Annotated in this window: 10 protein-coding genes; all 10 read left to right on the top strand. The window is 72.4% G+C overall.

The window, feature by feature from the left end; all coding sequences use genetic code 11:
- Positions 1 to 111 precede the first annotated feature (111 nt).
- The 10 genes from uvrC (at position 112) to AC5LUJ_RS06585 (ending at position 15210) form a co-directional block, all read left to right on the top strand.
- Positions 112 to 2484: an excinuclease ABC subunit UvrC gene (gene uvrC / locus AC5LUJ_RS06630; RefSeq protein WP_493464631.1), complete on the top strand. Its 2373-nt coding sequence runs from the start codon at positions 112 to 114 to the stop codon at positions 2482 to 2484.
- Positions 2481 to 3362: an RNase adapter RapZ gene (gene rapZ / locus AC5LUJ_RS06625; RefSeq protein ID WP_250285063.1), complete on the top strand. Its 882-nt coding sequence runs from the start codon at positions 2481 to 2483 to the stop codon at positions 3360 to 3362. Before uvrC ends, rapZ begins: the two co-directional genes overlap by 4 nt.
- Entirely contained in the window at positions 3359 to 4552 is a 1194-nt protein-coding gene (locus tag AC5LUJ_RS06620; protein WP_250285066.1) for a gluconeogenesis factor YvcK family protein, read from the top strand. Before rapZ ends, AC5LUJ_RS06620 begins: the two co-directional genes overlap by 4 nt.
- A 5-nt stretch (positions 4553 to 4557) precedes the next feature.
- The gene (whiA, locus tag AC5LUJ_RS06615; RefSeq protein ID WP_493464630.1) at positions 4558 to 5544 is read left to right on the top strand and encodes a DNA-binding protein WhiA; all 987 of its coding nucleotides are present in this window, start codon (positions 4558 to 4560) and stop codon (positions 5542 to 5544) included.
- Positions 5545 to 5828: 284 nt separating this feature from the next.
- Positions 5829 to 8633, top strand: a complete 2805-nt coding sequence (locus tag AC5LUJ_RS06610) for an aconitate hydratase (RefSeq protein ID WP_250285069.1) — start codon at positions 5829 to 5831, stop codon at positions 8631 to 8633.
- Positions 8634 to 9268: 635 nt separating this feature from the next.
- A complete protein-coding gene (locus tag AC5LUJ_RS06605; protein ID WP_250285072.1) occupies positions 9269 to 10273 on the top strand; it encodes a C40 family peptidase in 1005 nt (334 codons plus the stop codon).
- Between the two features lie 93 nt (positions 10274 to 10366).
- A complete protein-coding gene (gene clsA / locus AC5LUJ_RS06600; protein ID WP_250285074.1) occupies positions 10367 to 11059 on the top strand; it encodes a cardiolipin synthase ClsA in 693 nt (230 codons plus the stop codon).
- Between the two features lie 11 nt (positions 11060 to 11070).
- Complete coding sequence (locus tag AC5LUJ_RS06595; protein ID WP_250285085.1) at positions 11071 to 13584, top strand: sugar phosphate nucleotidyltransferase; 2514 nt, start codon at positions 11071 to 11073, stop codon at positions 13582 to 13584.
- Positions 13585 to 13953: 369 nt separating this feature from the next.
- Positions 13954 to 14334 (top strand): glycine cleavage system protein GcvH, encoded by a 381-nt coding sequence (gcvH, locus tag AC5LUJ_RS06590; protein ID WP_250285076.1) that lies wholly within the window; start codon positions 13954 to 13956, stop codon positions 14332 to 14334.
- 324 nt (positions 14335 to 14658) lie between these two features.
- Positions 14659 to 15210, top strand: coding sequence for an FHA domain-containing protein (locus AC5LUJ_RS06585; protein ID WP_250285078.1), 552 nt, complete (start codon positions 14659 to 14661; stop codon positions 15208 to 15210).
- Positions 15211 to 15225 lie beyond the last annotated feature (15 nt).

The following is a 15225-nucleotide window of genomic DNA, read 5'->3' as shown; positions in this document are numbered from 1 at the left end:
GCGCTCGCGCACCAGGTCACGGCCACCCCGCACAGTTAAGTGCTCAGCGTGGTGAAATGGTTACGTGGAGGCGTTGTTCTGTGCCGATCCGGCTCGCCGTAGGCTCGGTTCATGGCTGATCCGGCGTCCTACCGTCCCGCGCCGGGATCGGTTCCGGAGACCCCGGGGGTGTACCGGTTCTTCGACGAGCACGGCCGGGTGGTCTACGTGGGCAAGGCGAAGAACCTGCGCGCCCGGCTGTCGAACTACTTCACCGACATCCACAACCTGCACCCCCGCACCCAGCACATGGTGACGACCGCGAGTTCGGTCGACTGGACCGTCGTATCGACCGAGGTCGAGGCCCTGCAGCTCGAGTACACGTGGATCAAGGAGTTCGATCCCCGCTTCAACGTCCGATACCGGGACGACAAGAGCTACCCGAGCCTCGCCGTCACCCTGTACGAGCAGTTCCCGCGCCTGCAGGTGATGCGCGGCGCCAAGCGCCCCGGCGTCCGCTACTTCGGCCCCTACCCCCACGCGTGGGCCATCCGGGAGACGCTCGACCTGCTCCTGCGCGTCTTTCCGGCGCGCACGTGCAGCACGGGGGTGTTCAAACAGGCTGCCCGCATCGGCCGGCCCTGCCTGCTCGGCTACATCGACCGCTGCTCGGCGCCGTGCGTCGGCCGGGTCGACGCCGTCGAGCACCGTCGCATCGTCGAGGATTTCTGCGACTTCATGTCCGGGCAGACCGGCCGCTACATCCGCAAGCTCGAACGTGAGATGGCCGCGGCCGCGGCCGACCAGCGGTACGAACAGGCGGCCCGGCTGCGCGACGACATCGGCGCGCTGCGCCGGGCGATGGAGAAACAGGCGGTCGTCCTGCCCGACGGCACCGACGCCGACATCATCGCGTTCGCCCAGGACGAGCTCGAAGCCGCCGTGCAGATCTTCTATGTACGTGACGGCCGGGTCCGGGGCCAGCGCGGCTGGGTCGTGGACAAGATCGAGGATCTGACGACGGGGGAGCTGGTCGAGCAGTTCCTCACCCAGGAGTACCTCTCCGACAACGCGGGCACGCCGTCCGCCGGGGCGGACAGGCCGGCGGGCCAGGCCACAGACCAGGCCGCGGGCCCTGATACGAGCCGGGCGGGCGCGGGCCGGGTGGGCACGCGGGTGACGAACGAGATCCCGCGGGAGGTGCTCGTCCCGGAACTCCCACCGGACGCGGACGTGGTCGCGGACCTGCTCGGCATCGCCCGCGGCGGCCGGGTCGACCTGCGGGTCCCCCGGCGCGGGGACAAGCGCACCCTGATGGAGACCGTCGAGCACAACGCCAGGCAGGCGTTCGCCCTGCACCGCACGCGCCGGGCCAGCGACCTCTCCGCCCGCAGCCGGGCGCTGTCGGAGCTCTCCGACGCCCTGGGCCTCGCCGACCCGCCGCTGCGGATCGAGTCGTTCGACATCTCCAACCTGCAGGGCACCGAGGTCGTCGCCAGCATGGTCGTCTTCGAGGACGGGCTGGCGCGCAAGTCGGAGTACCGGCGGTTCGCCATCCGCGGGGCCGACGGGCAGGACGACGTCGCGAGCATGCACGAGACGATCACCAGGCGGTTCAGCCGGTACCTCGCCGAACGGGCCCGGACCGGGGAGTTCGCGGGCCTGCCGGATCCCACCGGCCCTGCCGACGTCACCGACGCCTTGAGCCCGGCGGACCTGCCGGACGCGCCGGCGTCACCGGGCTCTCCGCCGCGGCCGGCCGCCCCGACCGGAGCGGCCGGCCCGGGCACGGCGGCCGGGGCCGTCAGCGCCGCGCTGGACCCCACCACCGGCCGGCCGCGGCGCTTCGCCTACCCCCCGAACCTCGTCGTCGTCGACGGCGGCCCGCCGCAGGTCGCCGCGGCGCGCCGGGCCCTCGACGCGCTCGGCATCGACAGCGGCCCCGGCGGGGTCGCCCTGTGCGGGCTGGCCAAGCGCCTGGAGGAGGTCTGGCTGCCGGACGAGGAGGATCCGGTGATCCTGCCCCGCACCAGCGAGGCGCTGTACCTGCTGCAGCGGGTCCGGGACGAGGCGCACCGGTTCGCGGTCACCTACCACCGGCAGAAGCGCTCGAAGAGCATGGTCCGCTCGGCCCTCGACGACGTCCCCGGCCTCGGGGAGACCCGCCGCAAGGCGCTGCTGCGCGCCTTCGGCTCGCTCGCGCGGATCCGGCAGGCCACCGTCGAGCAGATCGCCGAGGTGCCGGGCATCGGCCGGCGCACGGCCCAGGCGGTCGTGGACGCGCTCGCCCCCACCGGCCCCGGCGGCGCGGACGCCACCCCGGGTGCGGTCGACCCGTACACCGGAGAGATCCTGGACAGCGCGGACGCCTCACCATCCGCACCATCCGCGGCCCCGGCAGGCAGTCCCGCGCCAGCCACGGCCACCAGCGTTCACGACACCAGCCGCGCCACCGCCCCTGACCCCGGTCCTGACGCCACACCGACACGGGGTGTTCCCACATGACCTCCGCCGCGCCCGCCGCGCCACTTGAGCTCGCCATCATCACCGGGCTGTCCGGAGCCGGCCGCAGCACCGCGGCCAAGTGCCTGGAAGATCTCGGCTGGTTCGTCGTGGACAACCTGCCGCCAGCGCTGCTGGCCACCATGACCGAGCTCGGGCTGCGTTCCCAGGGCGCGGTCAACCGCATCGCGGTGGTCGTGGACGTCCGCGGCCGGGCTTTCTTCCCCGACCTGCGCGCGACCCTGGACGCGCACGCCGCCCGCGGCATGCACCCGCGGGTGCTGTTCCTGGAGGCCGCGGACGAGACGCTGGTGCGCCGGTTCGACCATGTCCGCCGGCCGCATCCGCTGCAGGGCGACGGCCGGGTGGTCGACGGCATCAGCCGTGAGCGCGCGTTACTGGCGCAGCTGCGCGGCGAGTCGGACCTGGTGCTGGACACCACCGACCTCAACGTCCACGAGCTGCGCGCGAAGATCGACGCGGCGTTCGGCCAGCCGTCGGGGACCAGGCTGGCCGCGACGGTGGTCTCCTTCGGCTACAAGTACGGCCTCCCGCTCGACGCGGACCTGGTGGCCGACTGCCGGTTCCTGCCGAACCCGCACTGGGTGGCGGAGCTGCGGCCGTACACCGGCTGCGACCCGCAGGTACGTGACTACGTCCTTGAGCAGCCCGGGGCGGAGGAGTTCGTCGAACAGTACGCGGCGCTGCTGCGGCTGGTGGGGGAGGGATATGTGCGTGAGGGCAAGCGGTATCTGACGCTCGCGGTGGGCTGTACCGGCGGCAAGCACCGCAGCGTGGCAGTGGCCGAACAGCTCGCCGGGCGGCTCGCCGGGGACGGCGTCGGCGTCCGGATAGTGCACCGTGACCTGGGGCGCGAGTGACCGTCATCGACCGAGCGCCCATCGGCCGGGCGCCAGGGCCCGGCCCCGCGGTGGTGGCCTTCGGCGGGGGGCACGGGCTGGCCGCGTCCCTGCGGGCGCTGCGGCGCATCACCCACCGTCTCACCGCGGTTGTGACCGTAGGTGACGACGGGGGCTCGTCAGGCCGGCTGCGGGCCGAGCTGGACGCGCTGCCCATGGGTGATCTGCGGATGGCACTGGCCGCCCTGGCCGGCCCGGACACCTGGTCGTCCGCCTGGGCGGAGCTGTTCCAGCACCGGTTCGGCGGGGACGGGCCGCTGGCCGGGCACGCCGTCGGCAACCTGGTGCTCACCGCGCTCGCCGAGCGGCACGGCTCCCCGGTGGGCGCGCTCGACCTGGCCGGCAGGCTGCTGGGGGCCGCCGGCCGGGTGCTGCCGCTGTCCGACGACGGCATCGACATCGTCGCCCGGGTCGCCGGCCTCGACCCGGGTGACCCGCACGCCACGGTGGAGGTCCGCGGGCAGGCGGCGGTGGCCACCACGGCCGGGCGGGTGGTGAGCGTGTATCTGCGGCCGGCCAAGCCCGCCGCCTGCCCGCCGGTGCTCACCGCGATCGACAGCGCCGAGTGGATCGTGTTCGGCCCGGGGTCGCTCTACACCAGTGTGCTGCCCCACCTGCTGGTGCCCGAGGTCACCGGCCGGCTGCTCGGTTCGCCGGCCCGCCGGGTCATGGTGCTCAACCTGGTGCCGCAGCCGGGCGAGACCGAGGGCTACCTGCCGGAGGAGCACCTGCGGGTCATCGGGACGCACGTGCCGGAGCTGGCCCTCGACGTGGTGATCGCCGACCCCGACGCGGTGCCCGACCCGGCCGCGCTCGCCCACGCCTCGGCCGAGCTGGGGGCGCGGCTGCACCTGGCGCCCGTCGCCCATCCCGGCGAACCGCGCCACGACCCCCGGCGGCTGGCCGCCGCCTTCGAGGCGGTGTTCGGGCTGACGCCGGACAGCCGGCCGGGGCGGGAAGAGCACGCGGGAAGAACAGAGATCTTCCGACCGGGCCCCGGGCCCTCGGCCGGCGCCGCACCCGGTGGCGCGTGGCCCGGCGCCGGGCGACCGGTCGGGAACGACGAGCTTGTCAGCGACGAGGCGGCATCGGCCGGTGGGACGCGCGGTGGCCCCGCCACCGCCGGCCGGTCGTGTGAAGGTGAGGAATGATTCGTGTGGCTGCAATGACCGCCACCGTCAAGGACGAGCTCAGCCGGTTGCGGGTGGCCAAGCCGTGTTGCCGCCGCGCGGAGATGGCCGCGCTGCTGCGCTTCGGCGGCGGGCTGCACATCGTGCGCGGCCGTATCGTCGTCGAGGCCGAGCTCGACGCGGGTGCCACCGCGCGGCGGCTGCGCCGGGAGATCGCCGAGGTCTTCGGCTTCCCGTCCGGTATCGCGGTGCTCGCCGCCGGCGGGCTGCGCCGGTCGGTGCGCTACATCGTCCGGGTGGAACGCGACGGTGAGCAGCTCGCCCGGTCGACCGGGCTGCTCGACCAGCGGGGCCGGCCGGTGCGCGGGCTGCCGCCGCAGGTCGTCACGGGCGCGGCCTGCGACGCCGCGGCGGCGTGGCGCGGGGCGTTCCTGGCGCACGGCTCGCTGACCGAGCCGGGCCGGTCGTGCTCGTTGGAGATCACCTCGCCGGGGCCGGAGGCGGCGCTGGCGCTGGTCGGCGCGGCCCGGCGGCTGGGGGTGGCGGCCAAGAGCCGGGACGTGCGCGGGGTGGACCGGGTGGTGATCCGGGACGGGGACGCGATCAGCGCGCTGCTGACGAAGATCGGCGCCCATGACAGCCTGCTGGCTTGGGAGGAGCGCCGGATGCGCCGGGAGGTACGGGCGACCGCGAACCGGCTGGCGAACTTCGACGACGCCAACCTGCGGCGCTCCGCCCGGGCGGCGGTGGCGGCCGGGGCCCGGGTCCAGGCGGCGCTGAAGATCCTGGGGGACGACGCGCCCGGCCATCTGCTGGCGGCCGGCCAGCTGCGCCTGGAGCACGCCCAGGCGTCCCTGGAGGAGCTGGGCTCGCTCGCGGACCCGCCGTTGACCAAGGACGCGGTGGCCGGCCGTATCCGGCGGCTGCTCGCGCTGGCGGACAAGCGGGCGCACGCGCTCGGGCTGCCGAACACCGAGGCGAGTGTCTCTCCGGATCTTCTCGAGAACGCCTAGCGAGCGGGCCGCCAACTACGCGATCATGTTCTTTCCGTGCTGCCACGGGTGCGCAGCTCGGCGCCTCACCGGTGTCGGCTGGTATATCCTTAGCAATACTAAGTAAAAGGGATATTACCGTCTCCGCCGAGATGGTCGGATGGGACGGCCGGACGACGGCGCGACAACCGGCCCCGCGGGCCCTGACTCGCGTCGGCGAGAGCATGCTTCTTCTCTCTGACGCAGGCCCGCAAGGCCCGGCACACGCCAGGATGGTCCGCGAGGGAACGCGGCAAGGAGGAGATATGGACAGCTTCGGCAGCACAGGTCATCTCAAAGTCGGTGACCACACGTATACGATCCGCCGGCTGGACGCGGTGCCCGGAGCCGACCGGCTGCCCTACAGCCTGCGCGTCCTGCTGGAGAACCTGCTGCGCACCGAGGACGGTGCCAACATCACGGCCGGCCACGTGCGCGCGCTCGCGGCCTGGGACCCGGCCGCCGAGCCGAGCCAGGAGATCCAGTTCACGCCGGCTCGGGTGATCATGCAGGACTTCACCGGCGTGCCGTGCGTGGTCGACCTGGCCGCGATGCGCGAGGCCGTGACGGCGCTCGGCGGGGACCCGGCGAAGATCAACCCGTTGGCGCCCGCCGAGCTGGTGATCGACCACTCGATCATCGCGGACGTCTTCGGCCGCGCCGACGCGTTCGCCCGCAACGCCGAGCTGGAGTTCGGCCGCAACCGCGAGCGCTACCAGTTCCTGCGGTGGGGCCAGGCGGCCTTCGACAACTTCACCGTCGTCCCGCCGAACACCGGGATCGTCCACCAGGTCAACCTGGAGTACCTCGCCCGGGTGGTCTTCACCAGGGACACCCCCGACGGCCGGCTGGCCTACCCGGACACGCTGGTCGGCACCGACAGCCACACCACAATGATCAACGGGCTCGGGGTGCTCGGCTGGGGCGTCGGCGGCATCGAGGCCGAGGCCGCCATGCTCGGCCAGCCGGTCAGCATGCTCATCCCGACCGTGGTCGGCTTCAAGCTCACCGGCGAGCTCACCCCCGGCACCACCGCCACCGACCTGGTCCTGACCATCACCGAGAAGCTGCGCCAGCACGGTGTGGTCGGCCGTTTCGTCGAGTTCTACGGCGAGGGCGTGGGCAACGTCCCGCTGGCGAACCGGGCCACCATCGGCAACATGAGCCCCGAGTACGGCTCGACCTGCGCGATCTTCCCGGTGGACGCGGAGACGCTGGCCTACCTGCGGCTGACCGGCCGTCCCCAGGAGCAGATCGACCTGGTCGAGGCCTACACCAAGGAGCAGGGGCTGTGGCACGACCCCGGCCACGAGCCGGTGTACACCACCACCCTGGAGCTCGACCTGTCCACGATCGAGCCGTCGCTGGCCGGGCCGCGCCGCCCGCAGGACAGAGTGCCCCTGCGCACCGCCAAGACCGCCTTCCGCACGGCGCTCACGGACTACGCCGGCTCCGCCGCGACCGCCCCGGCCGCGCTGGTCAACGGCGGCGCGGACGAGGCCAGCGCCGAGTCCTTCCCCGCCAGCGACCCCGCGGCCGCGTTCGCGGACAAGGCCGGCGACGCGCCGGTGTCGTCCAACGGTGTCGCCGGTGACGTCGCCGACCGCCCGTCCAGCCCGACCCGGGTGACGCTCGCGGACGGCACCAGCTTCGAGATCGACCACGGCGCGGTCGCGATCGCCGCGATCACCTCGTGTACGAACACCTCCAACCCGCAGGTCATGGTCGGTGCGGCGATCCTGGCCCGCAACGCCGTCGAGCGCGGCCTGACCCGCCGGCCGTGGGTCAAGACCACCCTCGCCCCGGGCTCCAAGGTCGTCATGGACTACTACGAGCGCGCCGGGCTCACCCCGTACCTGGACAAGCTCGGCTTCAACCTGGTCGGGTACGGGTGCACCACCTGCATCGGCAACTCCGGCCCGCTGCAGGAGGAGATCAGCCAGGGTGTGAACGACGGTGACCTGGCGGTGGTCAGCGTCCTGTCCGGCAACCGCAACTTCGAGGGCCGGATCAACCCGGACGTCAAGATGAACTACCTGGCGTCCCCGCCGCTGGTCGTCGCCTACGCGCTGGCCGGCACGATGGACATCGACCTGACCAGCGACCCGCTCGGCACCGACACCGCCGGCAATCCGGTCTACCTGCGCGACATCTGGCCGAGCGAGGCCGAGGTCGCCGAGGTCGTCGGGGACGCGATCCGCTCGGAGATGTTCACCGAGGACTACGGCGACCTCACCGGGGACAAGCAGTGGCAGTCGCTGCCCACCGGCGACGGGGGCGAGGTCTCCCAGACCTTCGCCTGGGCCCCCGACTCGACCTACGTCCGCCACCCCCCGTACTTCGAGGGGATGCCGGCGACGCCGGCGCCGCGCCCGGACATCGTCGGCGCCCGGGTGCTGGCGCTGCTGGGCGACTCGGTGACCACCGACCACATCTCGCCCGCCGGTTCCATCAAGCGGGACTCGCCGGCCGGCCGCTACCTGGTCGAGCACGGCGTCGACCCGAAGGACTTCAACTCCTACGGCTCCCGCCGGGGCAACCACGAGGTGATGATCCGCGGGACGTTCGCCAACATCCGGCTGCGCAACCGGCTCGTTCCCGGCGTCGAGGGCGGGGTCACCCGCCACCTGCCCGGCGGCGAGCAGCTGGCGATCTACGACGCGGCGCAGAAGTACGCCGCCGCCGGGGTGCCGCTGGTCATCCTCGCCGGCAAGGAGTACGGCTCGGGCTCGTCGCGTGACTGGGCGGCCAAGGGCACGGCGCTGCTCGGCGTCCGCGCCGTGATCGCCGAGTCGTACGAGCGCATCCACCGCTCCAACCTGATCGGGATGGGCGTCCTGCCGCTGCAGTTCCCGCCCGGGGAGTCGGTCACCTCGCTCGGCCTGACCGGCGAGGAGACGTTCACCATCGTCGGGCTCGCGGACGTCGACGAGCGGACCGCCACCCTCACCGTCCAGGCGGACGACAGGCGCTTCGACGCGGTCGTGCGCATCGACACGCCGGGGGAGGCGGAGTACTACCGCAACGGCGGCATCCTGCCCTACGTCCTGCGTTCGCTGCTGGCCCAGTAGCACGCGGCCGGGCGGCGGGGCCCGGGGCCGCCACCGCGCGCCGCGCGGATACCGGCGGTGCGGGCCCCGCCGGGGCCGGTGCGACAAGGCCGTCGAGAGTGCTTGCACGAGGCTCTCGGCGGCCTTGCGCCGTTCTCCCCTCGCGCTCCCCTCGCGGGGGTGCGGCCGGCCCGTGCGCCCGGCCGCACCCGCGTCCGATCATCAATGCGAGAACTACGCCAGGCCATGGGAAAATGTGCGAACTGTTTACTTTGGGGGTGTTGCGTCCCCATGTGTGCCACCCGATATCGTTTGACACAGCACCAGCGCACCCCAGAGACCAGCGTCTCTGTCCTCCAGAAGACACGCGCCGGATCGAGACGCCCAGTCCTGCCCCGGTCCGGCGCCCCCTCCGAGTAACTACAAGGTAGGAGCGAGGCCCCCCCAGGTCCTGACGGTTTTCTCCCGAATCGTCGCCGAGCCACGTTCATGTCATGGTCACGTCCATGTCATGGTCACGTCATGGTTCGGAAGCCAGGGACCGCGGTGCCTTGCGGGCGTACGGGAAGGAACACGTGTTGCTCCCACGTGGCGTGATCCGCTTCCCCCCGAGCGGGGAACCCGCTGGTCGCGGTCGCCATCGCGACCAGGCGCCGGTGGGTGAGGCCGATCGCGAATCCCTGTACCGCCGGATCTGGCTGAGCCCGCAGTCCCGCCGGGTCGCCACCATCGCCGCGGTCACGACCGGGACCCTGGCCGCCTCGACCGCGGGCTTCGCCGCGACGATGCCGGGCCCGGGTGGCAACGCCTCGTTGGAGCCCACCGCCACCACCGACACCGCCGCCGCCTCGGTGATCGGCGGCGGGTCGCGCACGGGCACCCTGGCCGCGTCCGCCGTCGGGCTGGCCGGCCGGATCGGCGTCCCGGACCCGAGACTGACCGAGGTGTCGATCGTCCCGGACAGCGCGACCATCGCACCGGACGCGCCCGTCGTCTTCACCGTCCGCGCCACCCAGCTCGGCAGCGGCCAGCCCGTCACCAACCAGCGGATCCGGATCGCGGTGGCGAACGGGCCGCAGTGGACCACCACCGCCCAGCTGCAGACCGACGCCAGCGGAACCGCGAAGATCACCACACGGCTGCTGTCCACCACGACGCTGACCGCGGTGTTCGACGGCACCAACGCCCTGCGCCCGTCGCTGGCCAACGCGACCACCGTCACGGTGCGCAGCCCCACGGCGTCCGGCCCGGCCACCGGCTCGACCACCAGCAGGCTGACGGCGACGGCCCCCACGGTCATCCCGGGCAGCTCCATCGGCCAGAAGATCGTCTATCTCGCCTCGCTGCAGAAGGGCAAGCCCTACGTCTACGGCGCGGCCGGCCCCAACGCCTTCGACTGCTCGGGGTACGTCCAGTACGTGTTCAAACAGCTCGGCCGCTACCTCCCCCGCACGGCGCAGCAGCAGTACGACGCCTCCATCCACATCCCCAAGGCAGCCAAGCAGCCCGGTGACCTGATCTTCTTCGGCTCGCCGGACAACATCACGCACATCGGCATCTACGCGGGCAACGGCTACATGTGGGCCGCTCCCCAGACCGGACGGACGATCAACCTCCAGCCCATCTACACCAGCACCTACTGGGTGGGACGTTTCCTGTAGAGCACGGCTGGCCGTCGCCCGTCGTCTACCCTTCTCCCTGTGCGGTGGGCGGCGTCGCCGCCTCGGTGTACCGAGGGAGAGGAGGTGCCGGGCGTGGCCGCTGCGGCAGCTCCCTCCGACCGGGTGCTGACGGTCCCGAACCTGCTCTCCGCCCTGCGGCTGGCCGGGGTCCCCGTCTTCCTGTGGCTGGCGCTGGGACCCCACGCCGACGGGGCGGCGCTCGGCGTGCTCGCCTTCGCCGGCGTCAGCGACTACCTCGACGGCAAGCTCGCCCGGGCACTCGGGCAGACCAGCCGGCTGGGCACCCTGCTCGACCCGCTCGCCGACCGCCTCTACATCTTCGCGACGATCATCGCGCTGACGCTGCGGGACATCGTCCCCTGGTGGTTCGCGGCGCTGCTCGTCGGCCGGGACGTCCTGATCGCGGCCACCATACCGCCGGTGCTGCGGCGGCTGGGGTACGGCCCGGCGCTGCCCGTGCACTACCTGGGCAAGGCCGCGACCTTCAACCTGCTCTACGCCTTCCCGCTGCTGCTGCTCTCGGCCGGGGACGGCTGGCTGGCCACCGTCTCCCGCCCGTTCGGCTGGGCGTTCGCCATCTGGGGCACGGCCCTGTACTGGTGGTCGGGGATCCTCTACGGCGTGCAGCTGCGCCAGCTCGTCCGGGCGGCCCGCGGCCCGCGGCCACCGCTGCCCCCCCGCGAGGATCCCGGGCCCGGTCAGGGGCAGGGCCAGGGGCGGGCGGACGCGGAAGCCGGCCGGCTGGACGCGGAGGTCGGCCAGTGAGAGCCGTCGTCATGGCGGGCGGGGAAGGGACCCGGCTGCGCCCAATCACGGCCAACCAGCCCAAACCGCTGCTCCCCGTCGTCAACCGGCCGATCATGGAGCATGTGCTGCGGCTGCTACGGCGGCACGGTGTCGACGAGACCGTGGTCACCCTGCAGTTCCTCGCCGCCCACGTCCGCGCCTACTTCGGGGACGGCGACGAGCTGGGGATGCGCCTGTCGTACGCGACCGAGACCACCCCGCTGGGGACCGCCGGCAGCGTCAAGAACGCGCAGGACGCGCTGCGCCACGACCCCTTCCTGGTGATCAGCGGGGACGCGCTCACCGACATCGACCTGACCACCCTGATGGCGCATCACCGCAAGAGCGGGGCGCTGGTCACCGTCGCGCTCAAGTCCGTCCCGAACCCGTTGGAGTTCGGGATCGTCATCACCTCCGACGACGGCCGGATCGCCCGCTTCCTGGAGAAGCCGACCTGGGGGCAGGTGTTCTCCGACACGGTCAACACCGGCATCTACGTCATGGAACCGGAGGTCCTCGACCATGTTCCCGCCGGCGAGCGGGTGGACTGGTCCGGTGAGGTGTTCCCGAAGCTCGTCGCCGCAGGGGCGCCGCTGTTCGGCCACGTCGTCGCCGGCTACTGGGAGGACGTCGGCACCCTCGACAGCTTCCTGCGGGCCCAGGCCGACGTGCTCGACGGCAAGGTCGACGTGGACATCGGCGGCTTCGAGGTCTCGCCGGGGGTGTGGATCGGCCGGGACGCGGACGTCCACCCCGAAGCGGTGCTCACCGGCCCGCTGCTCGTCGGTGACTACAGCAAGGTCGAGGCCGGCGCCGAGCTGCGTGAGTTCACCGTCATCGGCAGTAACGTCGTGGTCAAGTCCGGCGCCTTCCTGCACCGGGCGGTGGTCCAGGACAACGCCCAGATCGGGCCGCAGACAAGCCTGCGTGGCTGCGTGATCGGCAAGAGCACCGACGTGCTGCGGGCCGCGCGGGTCGAGGAGGGCGCGGTCATCGGTGACGAGTGCGTGATCGAGGAGGAGGCGTTCGTCTCCCACCACGTCAAGGTCTACCCGTTCAAGACGATCGAGGCCGGGGCGGTCGTCAACACCAGTGTCATCTGGGAGTCCCGGGGGCGGCGCTCGCTGTTCGGCCCCCGGGGGGTGTCGGGGCTGGTCAACGTCGAGATCACACCGGAGCTGGTGGTCCGGCTCGGCAGCGCGTACGCCACGACCCTGCGCAAGGGCTCGACGGTGACCACCGCCCGGGACACCTCCCGGGCCGCCCGGGCGCTCAAACGCGCGGTGACCAGCGCCCTGACCGCCAGCGCGATCGACGTGCGGGACCTGGAGGCCGCGCCGATGCCGCTGGTCCGTTTCGACGTCCGTTCCTCCGACGCGGCCGGCGGCGTCGTCATCCGCGCGGCCGCGGGGGACGCCGAACGCGTCGACATCATCTTCCTGGACGCCGAGGGGAGCGACCTTTCCCCTGCCGTCCAGCGCACGCTCGACCGGGTCGTCAGCCGCCAGGAGTTCCGGCGGGCGTTCCCCGACGAGATCGGGGAGCTGCGCTTCCCGGCCCGCACGACCAGCAGCTACGCCCGGGACCTGCTCGACCGGGTGGACACCGCCGGCCTGGCCGAGGCCGGCCTGAAGATCGTGATCGACGCGGCGGGGGGAACGGCGTCCCTGGTCCTGCCGACGCTGCTGGGACATCTCGGGGTGGACGTGCTCACCGTCAACGGCCGGCTGGACCAGACCGTCCAGGCCCATCAGCCCGGCACCCGGCACCGGCACGCGCTGGACCGGCTCGGGGAGCTGGTGGCCAGCTCCCGGGCCGCGTTCGGGGTCCGCTTCGACCACATCGGTGAACGGATCACGATCGTGGACGAGCGGGGGGACCCGATCGACGACGAGCGCGCGCTGCTGGTCTTCCTCGACCTGGTCGCCGCCGAGAACCGGGGGGCCGAGGTTGTGCTGCCGGTGACGACCACCCGGGTCGCCGACCAGGTGACCCGCTTCCACGGGCTGACGGTGCGCCGGACCTCGCTGTCCGCCGCCGACCTGACGCGGGCCGCGGGCGCGGCGGGCGTCGTCTTCGCCGCGGACGGCCGCGGCGGTTTCGTCGTCCCCGAGTTCGCCTCCGCGATCGACGGCCTGGCCGCGTTCGTCAGGCTGGCCGCCCTGGTCGCCCGGACCAGGCTGACTCTCAGCGCCATCGACGCGCGTATTCCGCCGGTCCGCGTCCTGCGCCGTTCCGTGGCGACGCCGTGGGCGGCCAAGGGGACGGTGATGCGCCGGATCGTGGAGTCGGTCGACCCCGACGGGGGATGCACGATCGACACCACCGAAGGTGTCCGGGTGATATGCCCGGACGGATCCTGGGTGCTGGTGCTGCCCGACCCGGCCGAAGCCGTCACCCACCTGTGGGCCGAGGGAAGCGCCACCACCGACGGCGACCAGCTCCTCCAGCGCTGGAGCGCCATCGCCGAGGGGACCCGCTCCGCGGGCGATGCCGTCCGGTGACGAGGGTCCCGTTCACCTGCTGGGGCCGCCGCGCGGGGATGCGCCGGATGCGGGCGTCGCGGGGGATATCGGGGCGATATGCCGCGGTGCCGCATTGCGGCGGGTTGCGCTGCCCCGCTACGCTCGGCCCGCCGGGTGGCCGGCCGGCCGTAGGGTTGAGCCCGGGCGCGGCAGCCGGCCGGACGCGGTCCCGGGCCGGCCGCGCTGCGGGCGGCCGGTGTGGGCTTGGCAGGTGTGAGCGGCCGGGTGGGCGGCGTTCGTCACGTCGCGGGCGTCACAGGAGTACCACAGGAGTGTCGGAGCTGGCTGGTGACATGGGCGTTCGCCGCGTGTCGCCGACGGCCTTGAGGAGTATGGAGGCAACCCCGCGTGTACCCGGAGGACCTGAAGTACACCAGGGAGCACGAGTGGGTCCGGGTGAGCGAGGCCACCGTGCGGGTGGGTATCACCTCCTACGCCCAGGAGGCCCTCGGCGACATCGTTTTTGTGACACTGCCGGCGGTGGGGGAACGGGTGGAGGCCGGCCGGCCGTTCGGAGAGGTGGAGTCGACCAAGAGCGTCTCCGACGTCTACGCGCCGGTATCAGGGGAGGTGATCGCCCGCAACGAGGTGCTCGACAGCACTCCCGAGCTGGTCAACTCCGATCCCTACGGGGAGGGCTGGCTGGTCGAGCTGGCTGTCGACGACACGTCCGCGACCGTGTCACTGCTGGACGCCGCTGCGTACGTCCAGCACGTGAAAGCGCAGTAAAGGTCTACGGAACATCCACGGAACATCTACGGAATGCTGCCAGTCGTTCGCGTTGCCGCTACGGACGCCACGCCGGAATAGCTCTCCTGCTCCCCTTTTCGCGGCAGTGGGCCTGATGCACTAGCCTCGTTGTGCGCCGGGAAGGCGATACGAGGCCGCGATCTCACGGCCGGTATTGCCTGTTCCGGTCTCGGAGCCGTTACCGGATGAGGGGGACGGGATGGCTCTGAGGAGGCAGCGAACGTTTTCGCCACCCCCAGGCGAGGTGGCCCGAGCGGCCGGCCAACCGCGTCCGCGGCGGTCCGGCAGGAAGCAGACGCGACCGTGTTCTGCACGAGGTGCGGACAGCAGAACCCGACCGATGCCCTGTACTGCGCACGGTGCGGGTCTCCACTGGTACGTCCAGGTGAGCCCATCGCGCCGGAGCGGCCTGCCGAACAGACCTCCACGCTCAATCTCGCCGCCGCCCTCTCCGGCGTCGAGGGTGAGCATGCCGACGAGTCGACCGAGCGGGACGCGGTCGCCGCGGTCGACGCGCTGCCGCCCGGCTCCGGCCTGCTCGTCGTCAAACGTGGCCCCAACGCGGGCAGCCGCTTCCTGCTGGACGCCGACCTGACCACCGCCGGCCGCCATCCGGAGAGCGACATCTTCCTCGACGACGTGACCGTCTCGCGCCGTCACGCCGAGTTCCACCGCTCGCCGTACACCAAGGGCTTTGCCGTGCGTGACGTCGGCAGCCTCAACGGCACCTATCTCAACCGCGAGCGGATCGACTCCGCCGAGCTCTCCAGCGGCGACGAGGTACAGATCGGCAAGTTCCGGCTGGTGTTCCTGACCGGGCCGGTGCCGTTGACGGGCGGCGGGGGCCCGCAGTGAGCCGAGGGCCCGCAG

The sequence above is a fragment of the Protofrankia sp. CiP1_Cm_nod3 genome, from assembly GCF_982290655.1.
The sequence above is the reverse complement of the archived record's forward strand: the minus strand, read 5'-3'. Positions and strand labels throughout refer to the sequence as shown.

What these genes read in the sequence shown, in the direction of transcription:
- AC5LUJ_RS06610 (WP_250285069.1), top strand. Translation starts at nt 5,829, where the DNA reads ATGGACAGCTTCGGCAGCACAGGTCATCTCAAAGTCGGTGACCACACG.
- rapZ (WP_250285063.1), top strand. Translation starts at nt 2,481, where the DNA reads ATGACCTCCGCCGCGCCCGCCGCGCCACTTGAGCTCGCCATCATCACC.
- uvrC (WP_493464631.1), top strand. Translation starts at nt 112, where the DNA reads ATGGCTGATCCGGCGTCCTACCGTCCCGCGCCGGGATCGGTTCCGGAG.
- AC5LUJ_RS06595 (WP_250285085.1), top strand. Translation starts at nt 11,071, where the DNA reads ATGGCGGGCGGGGAAGGGACCCGGCTGCGCCCAATCACGGCCAACCAG.